Raw genomic sequence first — 20,937 nt, forward strand, 5'->3', positions numbered from 1 at the left:
CATGGGGTTGCGCAACTTCTTTGACCGGATCGAGCCGAATTTCACCAAGGGCGGCAAGTATGAGAAATTCTTCCCCATCTACGAGATGGTGGAGAGCTTCATCTACACGCCCAAGACGGTGACAACGGCGGCGCCGCATGCCCGGTCTTATGTCGATATGAAACGGATCATGACCTATGTCGTGATCGCCACCATCCCCTGCATCCTGTGGGGCATGTGGAACACCGGCTATCAGGCCAATTCGGCCATCGCGATGCTGGGGGCCGATGCGGCCACCGGCTGGCGCATCGCCATACTTCAGGCGCTTGGCATTTCGCTGGACGCGGCAAATCCGCTGGCCAATGTGGCGCACGGGTTCTTGTATTTCCTGCCGATCTACCTGACCACGCTGGTCGTCGGCGGCATTTGGGAGGTGGTCTTTGCCACCGTGCGCGGCCATGAGGTGAACGAGGGCTTTCTGGTCACCTCGATGCTCTACACCCTGATCATGCCGGCCAGCGCGCCGCTGTGGCAGGTGGCGCTTGGCATCTCGTTCGGGGTGGTGATCGGCAAGGAAGTGTTTGGCGGCACCGGCAAGAACTTCCTCAACCCCGCGCTGGTCGGGCGCGCGTTCCTGTATTTCGCCTATCCCGCCAACATGTCGGGTGACAGCGTCTGGACCCCGGTCGACGGGTTTTCCGGCGCCACCGCGCTGGCGGTGTCGGCGGCGGATGGCTATCAGCAGCTGGCGGCCAACGGCATCACCTGGATGGACGCGTTCTATGGCACCATTCAGGGCAGCTTTGGCGAGACCTCGACTCTGGCCTGCCTGATCGGGCTTGCCTTCCTGCTGATGACCAAAATCGCCAACTGGCGCCTGATCGTGGGCTGTATGGCGGGCATGATCGGCTTTTCGCTGCTGCTCAATGTCATTGGGTCGGACAGCAACCCGATGTTCGCCATGCCCTGGTATTGGCATCTGGTGCTGGGCGGCTATGCCTTTGGCCTCGCCTTCATGGTGACCGAGCCGGTCTCGGCCAGCCACACCAATACCGGCCGCTACATCTATGGCGCGCTGATCGGGGTCATGGTGGTGCTGATCCGGGTGATCAACCCCGCCTTCCCCGAAGGCATGATGCTCGCCATCCTGTTCGGCAACGTCTTCGCACCGCTGATCGACTATTTCGTCGTGCAGGCCAACATCAAACGGAGGGCCCGCCGCCATGTCTGAGACACGGAATCAGGGCCTGATCGCCCGCTTCCTCGCCGCGCCGCCGGATTCGGTGGGCAAGACCATCTTTGTCGCCGTGGCCGTCTGTCTGGTCGCCTCGATGATCGTGTCCTCTGCCGCCGTCGCCCTGCGCCCAGTGCAAGAGGTTAACAAGCTCAAGGACAAGCAGATGAACATTCTGCAGGTCGCGGGGCTGTTCGAGCCGGGCCAGAACGTGGCCGAGGCGTTCAAGGCGTTTGAACCGCAGGTGCTGGAGCTGGCCACCGGCCGGTTCACCGACCAGTTCGACGCGGCCACATTCGATGACAAGGCCGCTGCCAGCGAACCGGACCTGAGCCGTGCGCTGAGCGACGACCCCGCCGGGATCGGCCGCCAGGCGCTCTATCGCACCGTCTATCTGCTGCGGGACGAGGCCGGTGGCATCGACAAGGTGATCCTGCCGATCCACGGCTATGGCCTGTGGTCGACGCTTTATGGTTTCATCGCGGTCGAAGAGAACGGCAACGACATCTTTGGCCTGCAATTCTATCAGCATGGCGAAACCCCGGGCCTGGGCGCCGAGGTGGATAACCCGCGCTGGAAGGCGATGTGGAACGGCAAGAAGCTGCGCGACGATGCCGGCGAATTGCAGATCACCGTCGCCAAGACGCAGCCAGCCGCCGGCCCCGATTTCTATGTCGACGCGCTGGCCGGCGCTACGCTGACCTCGGTCGGGGTGGATAACCTGGTGCGGTTCTGGATGGGCGAGCAAGGCTACGCGCCCTTCCTCGAGGCCCTGAAAGCGGGAGAGATCTGATGAGCCAGACCAAGAAAGAACTCCTGGTCGATCCGCTGGTCGACAACAACCCGATCACGCTCCAGGTGTTGGGCATCTGCTCGGCGCTGGCGGTCACCTCGTCGCTGCAAGTGGCCTTTGTCATGGCGCTGGCGGTGACGTTTGTGACGGCGTTCTCGTCCTTCTTCATCTCGATCCTGCGCAACCAGATACCCAGCTCGATCCGGATCATCGTGCAGATGGTGATCATCGCCAGCCTGGTGATCCTGGTCGACCAGATCCTCAAGGCCTATGCCTTTGAGATCTCAAAAACCCTGTCGGTCTTTGTGGGCCTCATCATCACCAACTGCATCGTGATGGGCCGGGCCGAGGCGTTTGCCATGAAAAACCCGCCGGTGGCCTCGTTCATCGACGGTGTCGGCAATGGGCTGGGTTACGGGCTGATCCTGATGCTGGTCGGCGTGATCCGCGAGCTGTTCGGCTCGGGCAGCCTGTTTGGCGTGATCATCCTGCAAACCGTCAACAATGGCGGCTGGTATGTGCCCAACGGCCTGTTGCTGCTGCCGCCCTCGGCGTTTTTCGTGATCGGCCTGTTGATCTGGGCCTTCCGCACCTGGAAGCCCAAGCAGGTCGAGGAACGTGAATTCAAGATCCAGTCGGTGGAGGCGCATTGATGGAAGGGCTGATTTCCCTCGCGGTCAAGGCCGTATTCGTCGAGAACCTGGCGCTCAGCTTCTTTCTCGGCATGTGTACCTTCATCGCGGTGTCGAAGAAGATCTCGACCGCGCTTGGTCTTGGCATCTCGGTCATGGTGGTGCAGGCCATCACCGTGCCCGCCAACAACCTGCTTTTGAACACGCTCCTGAAACCCGGCGCGCTGGCCTGGGCGGGCTTTCCGGATGTGGACCTGACCTTTCTCGGTCTGATCTCCTATATCGGGGTGATCGCGGCGATGGTGCAGATCCTCGAGATGATCCTCGATAAGTATTTCCCGCCGCTCTACAACGCGCTTGGCATCTTCCTGCCGCTGATCACGGTGAACTGCGCCATCCTGGGCGGCTCGCTGTTCATGGTGGAACGTGATTACAACTTTGCCGAGGCGACGACCTATGGCCTGTCCTCGGGCTTCGGCTGGGCGCTGGCGATCACCGCCATGGCGGGCGTGCGCGAGAAACTGAAATATTCCGACGTGCCCGACGGGCTTCAGGGTCTGGGCATCACCTTCATCACCGCGGGGCTGATGGCCATGGCCTTCATGTCCTTCTCGGGCGTCAAACTGTAAGGAGGCGGACAGATGGAAACCTTTTCGCTGGGCGTCGTCCTCTTTACGCTGATCGTCATCGCGCTGGTTACCGTGATCCTGATGGCCCGCTCGCGGCTGGTCTCGACCGGCAATGTCAACATCACCATCAACGGCGAGAAAACCATCTCGGTCCCCGCCGGTGGCAAGCTGTTGCAGACGCTGGCGGCTGAAAAGCTGTTCGTGCCCTCGGCCTGCGGCGGCGGCGGCACCTGCGCGCAATGCCGGGTCAAGGTGCATTCCGGCGGCGGTTCGATCCTGCCGACCGAGGAAAGCCATATCACCAAGCGCGAGGCCGCTTGCGGCGACCGCCTTTCCTGCCAGGTTGCGGTCAAACAGGACATGGAAATCGAGGTGCCCGAGGAAGTGTTCGGCGTGAAAAAGTGGGAATGCACCGTGCGTTCCAACGAAAACGTCGCCACCTTCATCAAGGCGCTGGTGCTGGAACTGCCCGAGGGCGAGAACGTCAACTTCCGCGCTGGCGGCTATATCCAGATCGAGGCCCCCGCGCACCAGCTCGCCTATACCGATTTCGACATTCAGGAAGAGTATCGCGAGGACTGGGACAAGTTTAATCTGTGGCAGTACAAGTCCACCGTGACCGTCCCGATCGAACGCGCCTATTCGATGGCCAACTACCCCGAGGAACGAGGCATCATCATGCTCAACGTCCGGGTGGCCTCGCCGCCGCCGGGCTCCGAGGGCATCCCGGCAGGCCAGATGTCATCGTATATCTTCAACCTGAAACCGGGCGACAAGGTCACCATCTCGGGTCCGTTCGGTGAATTCTTCGCCCGCGACACCGACAAGGAGATGGTGTTCATCGGCGGCGGCGCCGGTATGGCACCGATGCGCAGCCATATCTTCGACCAGCTCAAGCGCCTGAAATCCAAGCGCAAGATCACCTTCTGGTACGGCGCCCGCTCGCGCAAAGAGATGTTCTTTGTCGAGGATTTCGACCAGCTTGCCGCCGAGAACGAGAATTTCGAATGGCATGTGGCGCTGAGCGACCCGCAGCCGGGCGATGACTGGACGGGCTACACCGGCTTCATCCACAATGTGCTCTTCGAGGAATATCTCAAGAACCACCCCGCGCCCGAGGATTGCGAATTCTACATGTGCGGCCCGCCGATCATGAACCAGTCGGTGATCAAGATGCTGGTCGACCTGGGCGTCGACCGCGAAGACATCATGCTGGACGACTTCGGTGGATAAATAGAAACCCGGCGCAGAGATGCGCCGGGTTTTCGTTTCTAGGATCCGGCGGGCCAGAGCGCAAGGTAGAGCGCGAAACGCCAATTTGGCAAAGCGTTGCCCCGCGGCGTGAACGATTTTCCGAAGATCGAGATCACGGCAACAGGGTTGGCGTCAGCTGAACGAGGTGCGTGTCCGGTTGGCAAAGGCCACCAGCGACAGCATCACCGGCACCTCGACCAGAACTCCGACCACCGTGGCCAGCGCGGCGCCTGAATTCAGGCCGAAAAGGCTGATCGCCACCGCGACCGCAAGCTCGAAGAAATTTGAGGTTCCGATCAACGCACAGGGGGCTGCGATCCTGTGGGGAACCCGCAGCGCCCAGGCCGATGCATATGCCAGCGCGAAGATACCATAGGACTGGATCAGGATCGGTACTGCGATCAGCGCGATAACCTGAGGCCGGTCAAGGATCACCTGCCCCTGAAGGCCGAACAGGATGACTACCGTCGCGATCAGGCCCAGGATGGACCATGGCTTGATCCGGTCTCGGAACCGGTCGATGCGCTCTGCACTGCCAAGCCGCCGACGCGTCCAGATACCTGCTGCCAGCGGCAGCGCAACAAACAGCACGACCGAGAGAAACAGCGTCTCCCATGGCACGGCGATATCCGTGACACCCAACAGAAAGGCGACGATGGGCGCAAAGGCGAAGACCATGACCACATCGTTTACTGAAACCTGCAACAGCGTATAACTCTCGTCGCCACGTGTAAGCTGGGACCAGACGAAAACCATCGCTGTACAGGGCGCGGCCCCAAGCAGGATGAGCCCCGCAATGTATTGTTGTGCATCTTCGGGTGCGATGAAATCGGCAAAGACATAGTCAAAGAACACAACGCCAAGCGCGGCCATTGTAAACGGCTTGATCAGCCAGTTCACCGCCAGCGTGATCGCCAAACCCTTTGGCTGCTTCGCCGCGCCTTTGAGGGTGCCGGGATCGACCCCCACCATCATCGGGTAGACCATCGCCCAGATCAGAACCGCAACCACAAGGTTTACGTTTGCCACTTCAGCTGCGGCAATCGTCTCCACCAGGCCGGGAACGGCACTGCCAACCAGGATGCCGACGATCATCGCCAGCGCAATCCAAACAGAAAGATACCGCTCGAAAACACTCATGGTCTGCCACATACCTCGTCTAGCGAACCAAATTGTGAACTCGTCCTCGCAATCCTGAAAAATCGGTGGCCCGGGCTGCGTTCCGGTCATGGGCTTTACCGGCAAGAATGACCGGCGCCGGCAGAAGCCGCCTTCGGCCGTGCACTCTGATTTCCGGGCGGGACCCTAACCGACGATCATCTGTTTCATCCGCAGCGCTTCGTATTCGAGCTCGCGCAGGCGGAAATTCACCACGTCGCCGATGGTGATCATGCCGCACAGGTTGCCGTCCTTGACCACCGGCATGTGGCGGAACCGGCCCTCGGTCATCGTCTTGAGCACATCCGTCAGCGTGTCCTCGGGCGTGCAGGTGCGCACGCTCTTGGTCATCAGCGCCTCGACCTGCTGTGGCAGGGTCTGGCCCGGCGTGTCAGCCATGCGCCGCACGATGTCCCGTTCCGACAGAATGCCTTGCAACGTGCCATTCTGATCCGTCACCACCACGGCGCCGATCCGCTTTTCCTTCAGGACGCCCACCACATGCCCGATCGTGTCCCCCGGCCGGACCGAGAATATCGCGTCGCCCTTGCCCTCCAGCAATTTGGCCACCGTCGACTGGGAATGCGCCAGGTTCGATTCCACCGTCTGGCTATAGGTTGCCGTGTCGGCCTTGTCGCCCCGGGTCGGCGGCTGATATGAACTGGGTGCCATGCGCGGGTCTCCTGTTGTCCTGCTGCGGGTTCACCTCCATCTTACCCCGGCAGACCGATCCGGGAAGGCCCGAAATGCCCGGACCCCGAAAATCGGCAAGGCCGCGATGTTCGATACCCTGCACCTGACCCCGTTTTCCGCCGCGCTGATCTTCTTCGTGGTGGTGGTCTGCGGTCACGGCTACCGCAAGACATGGAAGGCCGATCCCCCCGCGCCCCGGTCGCGGCTCTGGCTTTACGGCGTCCCGGCGGCCATCGGCCTGCTGGTTCTCGCCTTTCTGCCGCTGCGACCCTGAGGCGTTTGACACCGCCCCGCCGCTGTCCTATGCCGCAGCAGCGAAATCGCCGAGGTTTTTCGATGTTCCGTTGGCTTGCCCTCTCCGCCACTCTCTTGCTCTCCGCCTGCCTGTTCGATGAAGAGCCGGTTGTCGTCAAACTCTCGGGCGAGACGATGGGCACCACCTATCACGTCACCGCCATCGGCCCCGATCTGGACGAGGCGAAACTCGCCGCCGCCGTGGCCGAGACCCTGACGGCGGTGAACGGCAAGATGTCGAACTGGGATCCGAAATCCGAAGTCTCGACCTTCTCGGCCAGCGCCCAGACCACGCCGATGCCGGTATCGGCGGATTTCGTCACTATCCTGACCGCGGCCAACGAAGTGCATCAGAAATCGGGCGGCAAGTTCGACGTGACCCTCGGGCCCCTGATCGAGCTCTGGGGTTTTGGTCCGCGCAAGCCCGAAGACCCGATTCCCGCCGACGAGGCCATTGAAACCGCGCTGCAAGGTGTCGGCCAGACCCGCCTCTTGACGCTGGACGCGGGCGCCGGAACCATCGCCAAGGCCCGGCCCGAGACCGGAATCAACCTCAGCGCCATCGCCAAGGGCTTTGGCGTCGACGCGGTGGCGCGCACGATTGCCGGGCTGGGCGCCGAAAGCTATCTGGTCGAGATCGGCGGCGATCTGGTGACCAGGGGCAACAATGACAAGGGCGAGGCCTGGCGCATCGGCATCGAACGCCCCGACCAGGGCGCGCAGAGCATCCAGCTGGTGGTGCCGGTCAGCGACCACGGCATGGCCACCTCGGGCGATTACCGCAACTATTTCGAACATGAAGGCCGCCGCTATTCCCATATCCTCGACCCGGTCACCGGCCGCCCGGTCACACACCGCACCACCTCGGTCACCGTCATTGCCGACACCGCGATGATGGCCGATGCCTGGGCCACCGCGATGCTGGTTCTGGGGCTGGACGCGGGGCTGAAAGTGGCCGAAGCCAATAACCTTGCCGTGTTCTTCATCGAAAGAGACGTGCAAGGCGGCGACGATGCCTATATGACAGCACAGAGCAGCGCATTCGCCGACCTGCTCAACACCGACTGATCCGAAACGGGGGCGCCCCAGATGACAACCTTCCTGCTGGCCTTTTTCCTCTTGCTGATCGTGATGCTGGGCATGTCGCTTGGCGTCATGCTGATGGGCAAGCGGATCAAGGGCAGCTGCGGCGGGCTCAACGCCATTTCCGGCGCCGACCGCTGCGTTGTCTGCTCCAAGGAGATCGACCCCGACAGCCCGCTGCGCGAGCGGTTGCAATGTCCGCGCGCGCGCAAGATCGCGGCCGAGCTGGAACAGGAAAAGCGCGGCTGACCCGCGCTTCCTTGTCTTACCGTTTCCGCATGATCACCATGTCCTGACCCATCGAGCGGCTGCCTTGCAGCGCGCGGCGGTGGGCCTCGGGCAACGCGGGGTGATCATACAGCATCGGCGGTCGGCCCTTGTAGACCTCAAGGACATCCATGTGCTTGCTCCACTCCTGGCGGATGAAATCCGAGGTGTGGATGGACGAACCGTAGTTTTCCGGGAAATCCATGTCGGTCCCGCGCGACGTATGAATGTCGAAATACCAGAACCCGGCATTCTGGATCTGCTCGCGCTCCGGCTTGGGGAACTTGCTTTCCAGCCACCAGTCGCCCTGCACGGTGATCAGATAGATACAGCCCGGCTTGCCGACACGGGCCAGTTCCTTCAGCCAGCGTTCTTCGCTGTCGCGCTTGAGATGCGAGAACACCGAGAAGCTGTACACCAGATCAAAGGTCCCGTCGGCCCATTTCAGCGGCGGTTCCGGCTGGCTCTGATACACTTCGGCATGTTTGAAGAAGTCGTTGCAGAACTTGACCAGCGGCCCGTTCGGATCACAGCCCTTGATGTTGGCGGTGTTCGGGAACATCTGCATCAGCCGGCCGGTGCCGCAGCCGAAATCAAGGATCGACTGATAATCATACAGCCGCTTCCCGTCATGCTTCAGCGTGGCCGCCTCGAAGAACGCGATATGCTCCAGGGCCGAGCGCTGGAAATGTGCAAGATCCGTCGTGCCAATGGTGTGGCGCAGCAGGTGTTCGGGAATGTCCGACAGCGATGTCCGCTCCACCTCAGGCAGGAATGATGCGTCGATTACCACTTCGTTCAATGCCGTATCTCCTTGAAAATATGTTCATATTCTTGATGTATCCGGCATCCGCGCGAATGGCCGGACGCTATCACGAGCGTTGCGGCAGAGGCAAGTGCGCACAACCGCACCCCGCGCCCGGCCCTCAGTCCCGAACCAGAAAACCCGACGAGATATTGGTTGCCATCCGGATCGCCTGGGTCCGGTTCTCGCAGTTCGATTTCGACAGGATCGACTTGACCTGGGTGTTGACCGTATCCAGCGACCGGCCCCGCTCTTCGGCAATCTGCTTGTTGGTCTTGCCTTCCGCCATCAGTTCCAGCACCGCGCTTTCCGCCTCGCTCAGGTCGAACAGCGCCGCAAGGCATGGCATCTCCAGCCGATAGCTGCGGCTGGTATCCGTGCTCATCAGCAGATATCCGTCGATCGGACCATTCCCCATCTCGCCTGCCCTGTTCAGGGGCGAGATGTCGATGCACAGCGCTTCGGTGGCGGCGGGCTGTCCCTTGTGGTCGGCTTCGACCGCTTCCTTGCGCGGACGCGCGCCGAACCGGCCATGCCCGGCAACCCCGTCCATCAGCGCCCGTGCCCGGCCCAGATCGCTTTCGCTCCGGAACGACAGCTGCCCGCGCGGCGTCGTGCGATAGACTCCGGCCTCGTCGGCCTGACGGCGGAACTCTTCATTGTCGACGATCACGTTCATCCGGCTGTCCAGCACACAGAACCCGACATCCAGCTTGTCGAGCGCGTTCAGCACCGTCCGGTGCCGCTTCTGCACCGCCTGGATCGGGCGGCCGATGCTCAGCGCCTTGGCGATATGGGGCAACAACCGCGAGGCGCGCGCCAGCCGCAGCGGCAGATCCTCTGCCGCGTCGGACCCGAACTGCATCGAAAACCGGTCGTGAAACAGCTGGTCCTTGTTCAGCAGGGCGCCACAGCGATAGCGGATGCCGTATTGCATCATGGTGCGCTGATTGGGCCGTGCCAGCAATTCGGCCTCGGACGCCGCCAGAACCGAATCGGGGATCAGTTCGATATCGTCGGTCGCCCGGGAATGCCGGGCGAAAACCGCCTGATCGGCGATCTCCAGGTCGTTATGCTGCGCAAGATAGCCCTGCACCAGCCCCGCGTTGTAGGTATCGCTGAAATGCGAGGCCAACAGATGCGGCCGGTCCTGTGGCGTTTCCACTTCGAAAATCATGGCCCCGACCGCACCCGCATATTGCGCGATTTCGCTCAGCAGGGCAGGCCATTTCCCCGGATCCAGCGCGGCGTCGTAAATGGAAACTACTATCTGATCGTGCCGGTCGGTCTTGGACATTGGACTTGGTGATTCGAGTGGTTGGTACTGACTATACCCGGTTTCACCAGTTCTGGTGATTTTTCAAAGTCGTTCCTGCTTTACGCTACGTATCATTCAAGTCCGTGAGTGAGTGGCTCGGAAAAAGTCATTAAAGTGCTGAGCTGGCGGCTGAGGCGGGCCGATCGCCAAAACCGGACAGGGAAACGGGGGTATTCTGGACCCGGCCCTGGGCGGGATACGGCGCAAGACAGACGCCGCTCAGCATATCAATATATTCAACTCAAGCCATGTTTAAGCGCGTAAAAATTGAAAAAGACATTTGAAAAACACGCAGGGGCGGCGGCACAATGGGGTCGCCGCCCCTGTGGCAAGGACAGGAGCGGCTGCAACAGCACCGGAGGTGAGTGATGATTTCGAGACATTGGATTGGTTTGACCCTGCTTGGTGCGTTTGCGATTCTGGGCGCTCCCCAGGCCCAGGCGCAATCGGGCTGGAGCGTCTGTCGCGACGTCGAATGCCTGGATCAGGGCTGGAACGATGCACAGCGCCGCTGGTGGTACACCACCACCCAGGGCTCGCGCCTCTTGCCGCTCGACTGGCTCCAGGCGCTGGAACAGCCCGGCGAAGGCCAGCGCGCCTTTCTCGACCGCGCCTATATGGAAGAGCTGGGCTATATCGCCAACCCCGACCCGGTGAACAATCCCGAGGGTCTGCCGCTCGGCTGGGTGATCGACCAGGACCAGAGCCTGTCGGCGGACCTGATGTGCGATACCTTCCCCGAGACCTGCGATGCGCTGACCATGCGCAAACCCTGGGTCGGGCTCACCTGCTCGGCCTGCCACACCAACGAGATCACCCATCAGGGCCGCCGCCTGCGGATCGAAGGCGCACCCACGCTCGCCGATTTCCAGCGGATGGAAGAGGACCTGCTGCAATCGCTCAAGGACACCGTGACCGACCGCACCCGCTTCGACCGCTTCGCGCGCGCCGTGCTGGGGCAGGATCACGATATCGACACCCGCGCATCGCTGGAAACCCAGCTCGGCGAACAGATCGCCTGGCAGCAGGCGCTGGCCGACAAGAACGCGGCACCCAAGGTGCGCTATGGCCATGCCCGGCTGGATGCTCAGGGCCATATCCTGAACAAGGTTGCGCTGACCGTCCGCGACCCGAACCAGATCACCAATGTGCTGGCCGACGCGCCAGCCAGCTATCCGCATATCTGGAACACCTCGCAGCAGGAGCAGCTGCAATGGAACGGCATCGCCAAGCGGATGTTCAAGATCCGCTTCCTCGGCGAAAGCACGGAACTGGGCGCGCTGGTGCGTAACACCTCCGAGGTGATCGGCGTCTTTGCCCATATCGAGACCGACAAGTTCACCGTGCGCCGGGGCTATCCCTCCAGCGCCCGGGTCCGCGAGCTGGTCTCGCTCGAACGCCAGCTCGAAAGCCTGCAATCGCCGAAATGGCCCGAAGATATGCTGGGCGCCATCGACTGGGATCTCGCAGCGCGCGGGCGCGAGGTGTTCACCCGCAAGATCGACGGCGAAAGCTGCGCCGACTGCCACAGCCACATGGACGCCTCCGACACCACCAGCCCGATGGCCACCACAATGACGCCGCTGGCCGAGATCGGCACCGACGTGTTCACCAGTTGCAACACCTTCCTGCACCGCTCGAAACCCGGCCAGTTTGGCGGCCAGTACGTGATCACCGAAGGCGCCCGCATCGACCCGGTCGAGGATTTCACCCGCATGATGCTGGTCAACGCCACGATCGGCGCCATCTGGGGCAAGCGGGGCGAGGTGCTGGGCGCGATCCTCTACGAGGATGACCGCCCCTCGGGCGACCGCACCGAAAGCGGGCTGATCACCGAATACCTGCCCGGCGTGACGGATCAGAAGAAGAAGGCCGACGCGCAGGATTGCCTGACCCAGGATCACGCGCTCCTCGCCTACAAGGCCCGTGCGCTGAACGGGATCTGGGCCACCGCGCCCTATCTGCACAACGGCTCGGTGCCCACGCTCTACGACCTGCTGCTGCCCGCGCGCATGCGCAACACGGCCTCCGACCTCGACGCCGCCCTGCCCGAGGATGCCGAAACCCGGCCCGAGGTGTTCGGCATCGGCAGCCGCGAGTTTGATCCGGTCAAGGTCGGCTTCGTCTCGGACCCGGAGCAGAACCCCTTCACCTTCCGCGCCCGCGGCGAGGATGGCGAACCGATCCCTGGCAATTTCAACTCGGGCCATGACTATGGCACGGCAGGCCTGTCCGAAGAGGATCGCCGCGCCCTGCTGGAGTATCTGAAGACCCTGTGACCCGTCCCGGCGCCTGCGCGCGTGGCACGTGCGGGCGCCTCCGGCGGGAGTATTTTGAACCAGAAAGAAGCCTGAACGCGCTGCGGCTTCTTTCTGGTCATAAATACTCAATGGCGCCGAACCCGAAGCCGGTCAGCCGGTCACGGTCTGTCCCAACAGGAAAGCCAGGGCGCAAAGCACGACGCTGATCAGGATATTGCCCGCCGCAATCAGGATCGTGCGCGAGCGATTCAGGTCGAGCGTCTGCCAGGCGAAGCTGGAAAACGTGGTCAGCCCGCCGCAAAAGCCCAGCACCAACCGGCGCGTATCCTCGCCGACACCCGCGCCAGTGGCCTCCAGATGGCCCAGCCACAGCCCCAGCAGAAGCGTGCCCGCGACATTCACCGCCAGCGTTGCCAGCGGCAGGTCATGGGTGATCCGGCGCGCCGTCCAGTGCCGCAGCACCGCGCCCAGCCCGCCGCCAAATGCAAACAGGAGATGCAGGTAAACCCCGCTCATCGCGCCGCCCTCCGGCGCCCCAGCGCCTCGCCCAGCACCGCCGCCGCAAGGCCCGCGACAATCTCCAGCGTCATGGCACCAAGCCCCGTGCCCCAGCCCTCCAGCCGGATCATCCGGTCCAGTTCGAAGATGAAGGACGAAAAGGTCGACAGCCCGCCGCAGAACCCAACCGCGCCCAGATGCAGCACATGGGCATGCACCCGGTGCCGCACGGCGTATAGCCAGCCCAGGATCAGGCAGGCCAGCGTATTGATTCCGAAAGTGGCGGTCACCAGCGGCAGACCGGGGATTTCCAGCGCGAACAGTTCGCGCAGCAGCGACCCCGCCGCGCCGCCCACAAATACCGCCAGATACATGCCTGCCCGTGCCACCCGCGCCCCTTATCCGCCTGCGCCACCGGCATACCGGGCGAAGGGGCGGTTTTCAATTGCGGCGGGTCAGGCCAGCGCGAGGATCTCGCGCGCCTCTTGCCAGCTGGCCACCGGGCGCTCGTATTTCTCGCAAAGCTCCGCCGCCCGCCGCACCAGCGCCGCGTTGGATGGTGCCAGACGGTCGCGGTCCAGCCGCACGTTATCCTCCAGCCCCGTGCGCGTGTGGCCGCCCGCCGCAATGGCCCATTCGTTGACCACGATCTGGTTCGGTCCGATCCCTGCCGCGCACCATTCCGCCTGTGGCGCGCGCGTCTTCATCGTGTGCACGTAGAAATCGAACACCTCGCGGTCGGCGGGCATGGCGTTCTTCACCCCCATGACGAACTGCACATAGAGCTTGCCGTAAAGCTGCCCTTTGCCATGCATGTCGATGGCGCGCAGGATATGGCTCAGGTCAAAGGCCTCGATTTCCGGCGTCACGTGATAGGTCCGCATTTCCGAGGCCAGCCAGTCGACCAGGTCGGGCGGGTTCTCATAGACCCGCGTCGGAAAATTGTTCGACCCCACCGACAACGAGGCCATATCAGGCGCCAGCGGCAGCATGCCGCCCCGCGCCTGACCCGCGCCTGACCGCCCGCCGGTCGAGAATTGCACGATCATGCCGGGACAGTGCTGCCGCAGCCCCTCCAGCAGTCGGCCAAAGCGTTCGGGGTCGCTGGTGGGGGTCTGGTCGTCGTTGCGCACATGGCAATGGGCGATGCTTGCACCCGCCTCAAATGCCTCTTGCGTGCTTTCGACCTGTTCCTCGACCGTGATCGGCACTGCCGGGTTGTTGGCCTTGGTGGGCAGCGACCCGGTTATGGCGACGCAGATGATACAGGGTTTGGTCATGGCTTCCTCCCGGCTCAGATGTCGAAGAACACCGTCTCGTTCTCACCCTGCAATCGGATGTCGAACCGATAGACGACCTTGCCGTCCGTCTCGTTGCGCCGGGCGATCAGCGTCTGGCGGCGGTTCTCCCATTCGATCATGTTGATCACCGGGTCGGCGGCGTTGGCCTCCGCCTCGTCCTCGAAATAGAGCCGCGTGTTGAGTCCCACATTGATGCCGCGCGCCACGATCCACAGGTTGATATGCGGCGCCTGCACGGTTCCGTTCCGGCCCGGAACGGCACCGGGCTTGACCGTGTCGAACCCCCATTCGCCGGTGGCGAAATCGGTGATCACCCGGCCCCAGCCGCGAAACCCGTCCTCGACCGCGCCTGGGTGTTCGGGATGGGCGTAGATACCGGCGGCATTGGCCTGCCAGACCTCCAGCAGCACGTCCTTGACCGGGCTGCCGGTGCCGTCGATGACCAGCCCCTCGACCCGGATACGTTCGCCCTGCGCATTCGGCCCGGCGATGTCCCAGCCCAGTTCCTGGCCGTAGATGTCGAACCCGGCGGCACCCGGCGCCAGCCCGATATGCACATAAGGTCCGGCCGTCTGCGACGGGGTTTCCTTCAGATAATCCAAAGACTGCGCCATGCTCTTCTCCTTTTCTGTCGCGTTTCCGAACCGGAAAACCGGTTCCCAATTTTCCTGGATACGCTTCAGTTCCCCTCCAGACGATTTTCAAACAAGGTCGACCGGCGCCCGCGCAGCACCACGTCGAACCTATAGGCGATGCTATCCAGCGGGATCGTTGCGTTCAGGTCCAGGGGTGCGATCAGCCGGTCGATGGCCGCCGGGTCGGGGATGGTGTTCACGATCGGGCATTTCGCGATCAGCGGGTCGCCCTCGAAATAGCACTGCGTGATCAGCCGCTGCGCGAACGCCGTGCCAAAGATCGACATATGGATATGCGCTGGCCGCCAGTTGTTGACCCAGTTGCGCCAGGGGTAGGCGCCGGGTTTGACCGTGCGGAAATAGTAATAGCCGTTCTCGTCCGTCAGGGTCCGGCCGCAGCCGCCGAAATTCGGGTCGATCGGCGCCAGATAGGTGTCCTTCTTGTGCCGGTACCGCCCGCCCGCATTGGCCTGCCAGATCTCGACCAGCGTATGGGGCAGGGGGCGGCCGTTCTCGTCCAGAACCCGGCCATGCAGGATGATCCGCTCGCCAATCGCGCTCTCGCCCGACTTTGCATAGTTGTAGATCAGGTCATTGTCGCCCGCGTCGATATCGCCGTGACCAAACACCGGACCGGTGATCTCGCTCACCGTGTTCTCCAGGCTGATCAGCGCCTGCCGGGGCGACCGCGCGACCGAGGTCTTGTAGTTGTGCACATAGGCGGGCGGGTGCCACTCCCTGTCCCTCTGGTAGAATTCACCGGGTTTGAGCATCTCTGTGGTCTCCTCTCTCGGGCGGGACGTGTCGCGCGTTTCCCGGACTATTCCTGTTCCATTTCGGCATAGGTCTGCTTGGCCAGTTTCAGCGCCTGATTGGCGCGCGGCACACCGGCATAGATCGCCACATGCTGGAACGCCTCCAGCACGTCTTGTTTACTGGCGCCGGTGCGGGCGGTGGCCCGGATATGCATCGGGATCTCCTCGAAATTCCCCAGCGCCGCCAACAGCGCCAGCGTCAGCATCGACCGTTCCCGGTCGCTGATCCCGTCCGAGGCCCAGACCGTGCCCCAGGCGCCCTCGGTGATCAGCGTCTGGAACGGCACGTCGAACGCGGTCTTGCCCGCCTCGGCCCGGTCGACATAGGCATCGCCCAGCACCCGGCGCCGCACCTTCATTCCGTTGTCAAAGCGATCGGACATCCGTCTTCCTTTCCGCTGCACCCTAATAGGGCAGACCGACATAGTTCTGTGCAAGCACCGTCTGCGCATCCCGGCTGTCGCGCAGGAATGCGATCTCGGCCTTCTGAACCTTCAGGTCGAACTCCGACTGATGCGGGAACCGGTGCAGCAGGGTGGTCATCCACCAGCTGAACCGCTGGGTCTTCCATACCCGCGCCAGCGCCTTTTCCGAATAGCGGTCGATGCCCTCGGTCTCGCCGGTGTCATAGACCTGCACCAGCGCGTGATAGAGGTAATGGATATCGCTCGCCGCCGTGTTCAGCCCCTTGGCCCCGGTCGGCGGCACGATATGCGCCGCGTCCCCGCACAGAAACAGCCGCCCCCAGCGCATCGGCTCGCAAACGAACGAGCGCAGCGGCGCGATGGACTTCTCGATCGACGGGCCGGTCACCAGCCGTTCCGCCGCCTCTGCCGGAATGCGCCGCTTCAGCTCCTGCCAGAACGCCGCATCGGTCCAGTCCTCGGCATGGTCCGAGAGCGAACACTGGATGTAGTACCGGCTCAGATTGGCGTTGCGCATCGAACACAGCGCAAACCCGCGATCCGACCCGGCATAGATCAGCTCGTCATTCACCGGCGGCGTCTCCGACAGGATGCCCAGCCAGCCAAAGGGATAGACCTTTTCGTATTCCCGCCGCACCGTCAGCGGGATGGTCTGGCGGCTCACACCGTGGAACCCGTCACAGCCCGCCACATAATCGCAGTCGACCCGGTGCTCGGCGCCGTCCACCTGATAGGTGACATATGGCGCGTCGCTGTCGGCCCCGTGGATCTCGACATGTTCGGTGTTGAACACGGTCCTGGCCCCGACCGCCGCGCGCGCATCATACAGATCGCGGGTCACCTCGGTCTGGCCATAGACAACGACATGATTGCCCGTCAGTTCCTCGAAATTGATGCCGAACTGCATGTCCTCGTAAGAGATCACCGTGCCGCCATGGATAAAGCTTTCGCGCTCCATCCGCTTGGCCACGCCCGCCTCGCGCATCAGGTTGACGAATCCCACCTCCAGCACCCCGGCCCGGATGCGGCCCAGCACGTAGTCGCGCGTCTTGCGCTCCAGCACCAGCGTGTCGATGCCCTTTTGGTGCAACAGCTGCCCCAACAGCAGCCCCGATGGCCCCCCGCCAATGATGACAACCTGAACTCGCATGGAAAATCCTCCCCGAATACAGGGTGGATGATTGGAACAGACATGTAAAATGAGTTATCGTGCCATTTGATTATCAATACTGGAAAGTAAATGATCGACCGACGCATCAAGTTCCGGCACATCCAGTGTTTCGTCGAGATTGCCCGCGAACGCAGCCTCAAGACCGCCGCCGAAAAGCTGTTCCTGACCCAACCAGCCATGTCCAAGACGCTGAAGGAACTCGAAGAGATTGTCGGCACCACCCTGATGCGGCGTAGCCGCTCGGGCGTGGTTCTGACACGTCCCGGCGAAGTGTTCTTGCATTTCGCACAGATGTCGATCGCCAGCCTGCAACAGGGGCTCGACGGGATCGAGCTGGAAGGCCGCCGGCAAAAGGACAAGCTGTCGGTCGGCGCCCTGCCCAGCGTGGCAGCCCACCTGATGCCGCTGGTGGTGACGGAATTCGGCCGGCTGGCGCCCAACGCGCTGCTGCGTATCCTCGACGGACCGCATGGTTACCTGACCGAACGGTTGCGGCTGGGAGAGCTTGATCTGGTGATCGGCCGCATCGGCCCCTCGGACACCATGCAGGGGATTTCCTTTACCCAGCTCTATGACGAACAGGTGGTGTTCGTGGTGCGCCCGGGCCACCCGCTCTTGTCCGACCCCGATCTGCGCCGGGTTGCCGACTGGCCGGTGATCTACCCGCCCGCAGGCGCGGCCATCCGGCCGCTGGTCGAACAGTTCCTGATCGCCAACGGGGTGGGGGAGTTTCCGAACCGTCTCGAAACCGTCTCGGGCGCGTTTGGCCGGGTGCACACAAGGCAATCCGATTGCGTCTGGATCATCTCGCGCGGGGTGGTCGCCAACGAGATTGCCGAAGGCCGTCTGGTCGCGCTGCCCTTCCGCACCGAGCTGACCCAGGGGCCGGTCGGGTTGATGACCCGCCCCGACCATCCCGAAACCCCGGTTCGGCAGCTCTTTGCCCTGGCGGTCACCAACGTTCTGGGCGCGAACCGCCACGCCTGACCAAAGTCAAGTAACCCCGGCGCCCCGGCTTCTAGAACTCGGATCAACCGCAATCCCCGAGTCGGAGCCCCCATGTCCCGCCGGCACAGATCAGCAAACCTGCCCCACCGCGCCCTGCGCGCGCTGGCGGGCTGTGCCGCGATCCTGCTGATGCTGCTGCAACTGATGGCGCCGCAACTGGCGCAGGCCGGGCAGGGCAACTGGATCGAGATCTGCTCCGAGAGCGGCGCGGTCTGGGTTCAGGTGACCGAAGACGAAACCCCCGACCCGAACGCGCCTTGCCCCCGTTGTGCCGACTGCGCGCTCTGCGCACTGACCGGTCCCGCGCCGCTGCCCGATCTGCCCGTCATGGCCTTGTTCCAGGGCGTACAAAACGGTCAATGGGGTCTGAAACCGCTGTACAAAACGGTCAAAACACCTCGTTTGCGGCCCGAAACCCGCGGCCCCCCGGTCGCGGCCCAAGATAGAATTGCCCGCGCCCCCCGCGCGGTCCTGGCGTCAATCCAAAATACCGGAGGTGCGCCATGGTCCTGAAACGCGCAGCTGAATTCCTGTTGGTTCTTACCCTGTCCTGCTTGCTGGCGGTCGCCGCCCGCGCCGACAGTCTGGCCAGCTTCCTTCCCGATATCGCCCCGTCCGACCTCGCCCCCGGCGCCGACGCCTTTGGCCCCGTGCGCGAGGATGTAAAGGTCGCCCCGGTGCTCAAGGGCGGCGAGCCTGTCGCCTGGGCGTTCCTGACCTCTGATTTTGTCGGCACGACCGGTTATTCGGGCAAGCCTATTCACGTGGTCGCGGCCATCGACGCCGATGCCGTCCTGACCGGCGTTAAACTGGTAGCGCACTCGGAACCCATTGTTCTTATTGGTATTCCCAACTCGAAAATGGTCGCCCTGACCGAAGGCTACAAAGGCCTCGACCTGAAACGCGAGGCCGAGACCGGCGGCGAGGGGCATGACCTCGACATCATCTCGGGCGCCACCGTCACCATCATGGTGATCGACGACAGCCTGGTGCGCGCAGGGCTCAAGGTGGCCCGCGCGCTGGGTCTGGGCGGCCTGTCGCCCGCCACCCCCGAAGGCCCGCGTCGCGAGATCGACATGGACCAGACCGGCACCAGCGACTGGTTCACCCTGTCGGGCGACGGCTCGGTCCGGCGGATGACCCTGGATATCGGGCAGGTCAACGCGGCCTTTGAGGCCACCGGCGACGCCCGCGCCATCAAGCGGCCCGAACCGGGCGCGCCCGAGGATACGTTCATCGACATGCACCTGGCCCTGGTCTCGGTCCCCGAGATCGGCCGCACCCTGCTGGGTGAGGCGGAATATACCAATCTTGTCAATTGGTTGGAGCCGGGTGAACAGGCCATTCTGGTGCTGGGGCGCGGCGCCTACAGCTTCAAGGGATCGGGCTATGTGCGCGGCGGCATCTTCGACCGGATCCAGCTGATTCAGGGCGACAGCGCGGTGCGCTTCTTCGATCGCCAGCAACGCCGCCTGGGAACGGTCGCGGCCGAGGATGCGCCTGCGTTCTCGGAACTTGACCTCTTCAAGATCCCTGCCGATGCCGAATTCGACCCCGCCGCCCCCTTCCGCCTGCAACTCCTGGTACAGCGCGCCGTGGGCGCGGTGGAGAAAAGCTTCCTCACCTTCGATCTGGGCTACCGCCTGCCGGAACGCTTCCTGCTACCCGCCGCCGCCCCGGCGGTGATCGAGGATGCAGGCGACGAGGCCGCCGCCAAGGCCGCGCTGTGGCAACGGATCTGGAAGGACCGCACCGTCGAGATCGGCATCCTCAGCGCGATGCTGCTGCTGCTGACGGCAACCTTCTTCTTCCAGTTCCAGGCCACGATGAACGCGCGCGTCTTCTACTGGTTCCGCATCGCCTATCTGACCGCGACGCTGTTCTTCATCGGCTGGTACGCCAATGCCCAGCTGAGCGTCGTCAACCTGATGGCGCTGGCGGGCAGCCTGCGCACGGGCTTCAGCTGGGACGCGTTCCTGCTTGATCCGCTGGTGTTCATCCAGTGGTTCGCCGTGGCCGCCGCGCTGATCTTCTGGGGCCGGGGCGCCTATTGCGGCTGGCTCTGCCCGTTTGGCGCGCTGCAAGAGCTGACCAACAAGGTGGCCCGCGCCCTGCGCCTGCCGCAATGGACCCTGCCCTGGGGCCTGAACGAGCGGCTCTGGCCAGTCAAATACATGATCTTCCTTGGTCTTTTCGGTCTCAGCTTTGTCTCGATCCCGCTGGCCGAAACCTATGCCGAGGTCGAGCCGTTCAAGACCGCGATCATCCTCAAGTTCATGCGCGACTGGCCGTTTGTGGTGTTTGCCCTGCTGCTCTTGCTGATCGGCCTTTTCATCGAACGGTTCTATTGCCGCTACCTGTGTCCGCTGGGCGCGGCACTGGCGATCCCCGCCCGCATCCGCATGTTCGACTGGCTGCGCCGCTACAAGGATTGCGGCAATCCCTGCCAGACCTGCGCCAACGAATGCCCGGTTCAGGCGATCCACCCCACGGGCGAGATCAACCCGAACGAATGCATCACCTGCCTGCATTGCCAGGTGCTCTATCAGTCCGAGGCCAAATGCCCCGTCGTCATCCGCCAGATCAAGCGGCGGGCGCGCACAGGGACGGTCGATCCGAAACTGAACCTCGGACACCCACCGGCGAACCATCCAAACGCCAAACCGCAAGAAGCTTCCTGAAAG

Annotated in this window: 23 protein-coding genes; 12 read left to right on the forward strand and 11 right to left on the reverse strand. The window is 63.1% G+C overall.

All coding sequences use genetic code 11. The features are described from left to right. Position 1 precedes the first annotated feature (1 nt). Genes OE747_RS12145 through nqrF form a run of 5 tightly spaced genes read left to right on the forward strand, consistent with a single transcriptional unit; the run spans position 2 to position 4,500 of the window. Positions 2-1,210 carry an NADH:ubiquinone reductase (Na(+)-transporting) subunit B gene (locus OE747_RS12145; protein WP_263828861.1) on the forward strand — a complete coding sequence of 403 codons (1,209 nt, stop codon included), beginning with the start codon at positions 2-4 and terminating at the stop codon, positions 1,208-1,210. Then, positions 1,203-2,006, forward strand: a complete 804-nt coding sequence (locus OE747_RS12150) for a Na(+)-translocating NADH-quinone reductase subunit C (protein WP_263828862.1) — start codon at positions 1,203-1,205, stop codon at positions 2,004-2,006. The genes OE747_RS12145 and OE747_RS12150 overlap by 8 nt, the downstream gene beginning before the upstream one ends. After that, positions 2,006-2,659 (forward strand): NADH:ubiquinone reductase (Na(+)-transporting) subunit D, encoded by a 654-nt coding sequence (locus OE747_RS12155; RefSeq protein WP_263828863.1) that lies wholly within the window; start codon positions 2,006-2,008, stop codon positions 2,657-2,659. Before OE747_RS12150 ends, OE747_RS12155 begins: the two co-directional genes overlap by 1 nt. After that, positions 2,659-3,267 carry an NADH:ubiquinone reductase (Na(+)-transporting) subunit E gene (gene nqrE, locus OE747_RS12160; protein ID WP_011241816.1) on the forward strand — a complete coding sequence of 203 codons (609 nt, stop codon included), beginning with the start codon at positions 2,659-2,661 and terminating at the stop codon, positions 3,265-3,267. Before OE747_RS12155 ends, nqrE begins: the two co-directional genes overlap by 1 nt. 12 nt (positions 3,268-3,279) lie before the next feature. Then, positions 3,280-4,500, forward strand: coding sequence for an NADH:ubiquinone reductase (Na(+)-transporting) subunit F (gene nqrF, locus OE747_RS12165; RefSeq protein ID WP_263828864.1), 1,221 nt, complete (start codon positions 3,280-3,282; stop codon positions 4,498-4,500). 153 nt (positions 4,501-4,653) lie between these two features. Here the strand turns inward: nqrF and arsB are convergent, their stop codons facing one another. Further along, positions 4,654-5,661 carry an ACR3 family arsenite efflux transporter gene (gene arsB / locus OE747_RS12170; protein ID WP_263828865.1) on the reverse strand — a complete coding sequence of 336 codons (1,008 nt, stop codon included), beginning with the start codon at positions 5,659-5,661 and terminating at the stop codon, positions 4,654-4,656. A gap of 165 nt (positions 5,662-5,826) precedes the next feature. After that, positions 5,827-6,351, reverse strand: a complete 525-nt coding sequence (locus OE747_RS12175) for a CBS domain-containing protein (RefSeq protein ID WP_263828866.1) — start codon at positions 6,349-6,351, stop codon at positions 5,827-5,829. A gap of 106 nt (positions 6,352-6,457) precedes the next feature. On the opposite strand from OE747_RS12175, the gene OE747_RS12180 reads away from it, so the two are divergent. The 3 genes from OE747_RS12180 to nqrM all read left to right on the forward strand — a co-directional run bounded on the left by OE747_RS12180 (position 6,458) and on the right by nqrM (position 7,998). Next, positions 6,458-6,646, forward strand: coding sequence for a hypothetical protein (locus OE747_RS12180; protein WP_164132193.1), 189 nt, complete (start codon positions 6,458-6,460; stop codon positions 6,644-6,646). A 62-nt stretch (positions 6,647-6,708) separates the two neighbouring features. Next, positions 6,709-7,734, forward strand: a complete 1,026-nt coding sequence (locus OE747_RS12185) for an FAD:protein FMN transferase (protein ID WP_263828867.1) — start codon at positions 6,709-6,711, stop codon at positions 7,732-7,734. Between the two features lie 21 nt (positions 7,735-7,755). After that, entirely contained in the window at positions 7,756-7,998 is a 243-nt protein-coding gene (gene nqrM, locus OE747_RS12190) for a (Na+)-NQR maturation NqrM (protein ID WP_263828868.1), read from the forward strand. Between the two features lie 16 nt (positions 7,999-8,014). Here the strand turns inward: nqrM and OE747_RS12195 are convergent, their stop codons facing one another. After that, positions 8,015-8,809, reverse strand: a complete 795-nt coding sequence (locus OE747_RS12195) for a class I SAM-dependent methyltransferase (protein WP_263828925.1) — start codon at positions 8,807-8,809, stop codon at positions 8,015-8,017. A 133-nt stretch (positions 8,810-8,942) separates the two neighbouring features. Continuing rightward, entirely contained in the window at positions 8,943-10,118 is a 1,176-nt protein-coding gene (locus OE747_RS12200) for a helix-turn-helix transcriptional regulator (RefSeq protein WP_263828869.1), read from the reverse strand. Positions 10,119-10,507: 389 nt separating this feature from the next. Here OE747_RS12200 and OE747_RS12205 point away from each other — a divergent pair, with 389 nt between their 5' ends. Then, on the forward strand, positions 10,508-12,418 hold the full coding sequence (locus tag OE747_RS12205) for a di-heme-cytochrome C peroxidase (RefSeq protein WP_263828870.1): 1,911 nt from the start codon (positions 10,508-10,510) through the stop codon (positions 12,416-12,418). A gap of 132 nt (positions 12,419-12,550) precedes the next feature. Here OE747_RS12205 and OE747_RS12210 read toward each other — a convergent pair whose 3' ends face one another. The 7 genes from OE747_RS12210 to pobA form a co-directional block, all read right to left on the reverse strand. Beyond that, positions 12,551-12,916 (reverse strand): fluoride efflux transporter FluC, encoded by a 366-nt coding sequence (locus OE747_RS12210; protein WP_263828871.1) that lies wholly within the window; start codon positions 12,914-12,916, stop codon positions 12,551-12,553. Then, positions 12,913-13,287, reverse strand: a complete 375-nt coding sequence (locus OE747_RS12215) for a fluoride efflux transporter FluC (RefSeq protein ID WP_263828872.1) — start codon at positions 13,285-13,287, stop codon at positions 12,913-12,915. The genes OE747_RS12210 and OE747_RS12215 overlap by 4 nt, the downstream gene beginning before the upstream one ends. A 66-nt stretch (positions 13,288-13,353) precedes the next feature. Next, on the reverse strand, positions 13,354-14,178 hold the full coding sequence (locus OE747_RS12220) for a BKACE family enzyme (protein ID WP_263828873.1): 825 nt from the start codon (positions 14,176-14,178) through the stop codon (positions 13,354-13,356). Positions 14,179-14,192: 14 nt separating this feature from the next. Next, on the reverse strand, positions 14,193-14,813 hold the full coding sequence (gene pcaG, locus OE747_RS12225) for a protocatechuate 3,4-dioxygenase subunit alpha (protein WP_263828874.1): 621 nt from the start codon (positions 14,811-14,813) through the stop codon (positions 14,193-14,195). 65 nt (positions 14,814-14,878) lie between these two features. Further along, on the reverse strand, positions 14,879-15,607 hold the full coding sequence (pcaH, locus tag OE747_RS12230) for a protocatechuate 3,4-dioxygenase subunit beta (protein ID WP_263828875.1): 729 nt from the start codon (positions 15,605-15,607) through the stop codon (positions 14,879-14,881). A gap of 47 nt (positions 15,608-15,654) precedes the next feature. Further along, positions 15,655-16,032 (reverse strand): 4-carboxymuconolactone decarboxylase, encoded by a 378-nt coding sequence (gene pcaC / locus OE747_RS12235; RefSeq protein ID WP_263828876.1) that lies wholly within the window; start codon positions 16,030-16,032, stop codon positions 15,655-15,657. A gap of 22 nt (positions 16,033-16,054) precedes the next feature. Then, positions 16,055-17,224: a 4-hydroxybenzoate 3-monooxygenase gene (pobA, locus tag OE747_RS12240; RefSeq protein ID WP_263828877.1), complete on the reverse strand. Its 1,170-nt coding sequence runs from the start codon at positions 17,222-17,224 to the stop codon at positions 16,055-16,057. Between the two features lie 90 nt (positions 17,225-17,314). Here pobA and pcaQ point away from each other — a divergent pair, with 90 nt between their 5' ends. The 3 genes from pcaQ (at position 17,315) to OE747_RS12255 (ending at position 20,934) form a co-directional block, all read left to right on the forward strand. Continuing rightward, positions 17,315-18,232: a pca operon transcription factor PcaQ gene (gene pcaQ / locus OE747_RS12245; protein ID WP_263828878.1), complete on the forward strand. Its 918-nt coding sequence runs from the start codon at positions 17,315-17,317 to the stop codon at positions 18,230-18,232. A 72-nt stretch (positions 18,233-18,304) separates the two neighbouring features. Continuing rightward, entirely contained in the window at positions 18,305-18,766 is a 462-nt protein-coding gene (locus tag OE747_RS12250; protein WP_263828879.1) for a DUF2946 family protein, read from the forward strand. After that, positions 18,757-20,934, forward strand: a complete 2,178-nt coding sequence (locus tag OE747_RS12255; RefSeq protein ID WP_263828880.1) for a NosR/NirI family protein — start codon at positions 18,757-18,759, stop codon at positions 20,932-20,934. Before OE747_RS12250 ends, OE747_RS12255 begins: the two co-directional genes overlap by 10 nt. Positions 20,935-20,937: the final 3 nt, after the last annotated feature.

The sequence above is a fragment of the Ruegeria aquimaris genome, assembly GCF_025751555.1.
GTDB lineage: Bacteria > Pseudomonadota > Alphaproteobacteria > Rhodobacterales > Rhodobacteraceae > Ruegeria_B > Ruegeria_B aquimaris.

Excerpts from the sequence above, each read along its gene's own strand:
- OE747_RS12145 (WP_263828861.1), top strand. The coding sequence starts at position 2 with ATGGGGTTGCGCAACTTCTTTGACCGGATCGAGCCGAATTTCACCAAG.
- OE747_RS12150 (WP_263828862.1), top strand. The coding sequence starts at position 1,203 with ATGTCTGAGACACGGAATCAGGGCCTGATCGCCCGCTTCCTCGCCGCG.
- OE747_RS12155 (WP_263828863.1), top strand. The coding sequence starts at position 2,006 with ATGAGCCAGACCAAGAAAGAACTCCTGGTCGATCCGCTGGTCGACAAC.
- nqrE (WP_011241816.1), top strand. The coding sequence starts at position 2,659 with ATGGAAGGGCTGATTTCCCTCGCGGTCAAGGCCGTATTCGTCGAGAAC.
- nqrF (WP_263828864.1), top strand. The coding sequence starts at position 3,280 with ATGGAAACCTTTTCGCTGGGCGTCGTCCTCTTTACGCTGATCGTCATC.
- arsB (WP_263828865.1), bottom strand. The coding sequence starts at position 5,661 with ATGAGTGTTTTCGAGCGGTATCTTTCTGTTTGGATTGCGCTGGCGATG.
- OE747_RS12175 (WP_263828866.1), bottom strand. The coding sequence starts at position 6,351 with ATGGCACCCAGTTCATATCAGCCGCCGACCCGGGGCGACAAGGCCGAC.
- OE747_RS12180 (WP_164132193.1), top strand. The coding sequence starts at position 6,458 with ATGTTCGATACCCTGCACCTGACCCCGTTTTCCGCCGCGCTGATCTTC.
- OE747_RS12185 (WP_263828867.1), top strand. The coding sequence starts at position 6,709 with ATGTTCCGTTGGCTTGCCCTCTCCGCCACTCTCTTGCTCTCCGCCTGC.
- nqrM (WP_263828868.1), top strand. The coding sequence starts at position 7,756 with ATGACAACCTTCCTGCTGGCCTTTTTCCTCTTGCTGATCGTGATGCTG.
- OE747_RS12200 (WP_263828869.1), bottom strand. The coding sequence starts at position 10,118 with ATGTCCAAGACCGACCGGCACGATCAGATAGTAGTTTCCATTTACGAC.
- OE747_RS12205 (WP_263828870.1), top strand. The coding sequence starts at position 10,508 with ATGATTTCGAGACATTGGATTGGTTTGACCCTGCTTGGTGCGTTTGCG.
- OE747_RS12210 (WP_263828871.1), bottom strand. The coding sequence starts at position 12,916 with ATGAGCGGGGTTTACCTGCATCTCCTGTTTGCATTTGGCGGCGGGCTG.
- OE747_RS12220 (WP_263828873.1), bottom strand. The coding sequence starts at position 14,178 with ATGACCAAACCCTGTATCATCTGCGTCGCCATAACCGGGTCGCTGCCC.
- pcaG (WP_263828874.1), bottom strand. The coding sequence starts at position 14,813 with ATGGCGCAGTCTTTGGATTATCTGAAGGAAACCCCGTCGCAGACGGCC.
- pcaH (WP_263828875.1), bottom strand. The coding sequence starts at position 15,607 with ATGCTCAAACCCGGTGAATTCTACCAGAGGGACAGGGAGTGGCACCCG.
- pcaC (WP_263828876.1), bottom strand. The coding sequence starts at position 16,032 with ATGTCCGATCGCTTTGACAACGGAATGAAGGTGCGGCGCCGGGTGCTG.
- pobA (WP_263828877.1), bottom strand. The coding sequence starts at position 17,224 with ATGCGAGTTCAGGTTGTCATCATTGGCGGGGGGCCATCGGGGCTGCTG.
- pcaQ (WP_263828878.1), top strand. The coding sequence starts at position 17,315 with ATGATCGACCGACGCATCAAGTTCCGGCACATCCAGTGTTTCGTCGAG.
- OE747_RS12250 (WP_263828879.1), top strand. The coding sequence starts at position 18,305 with ATGTCCCGCCGGCACAGATCAGCAAACCTGCCCCACCGCGCCCTGCGC.
- OE747_RS12255 (WP_263828880.1), top strand. The coding sequence starts at position 18,757 with ATGGTCCTGAAACGCGCAGCTGAATTCCTGTTGGTTCTTACCCTGTCC.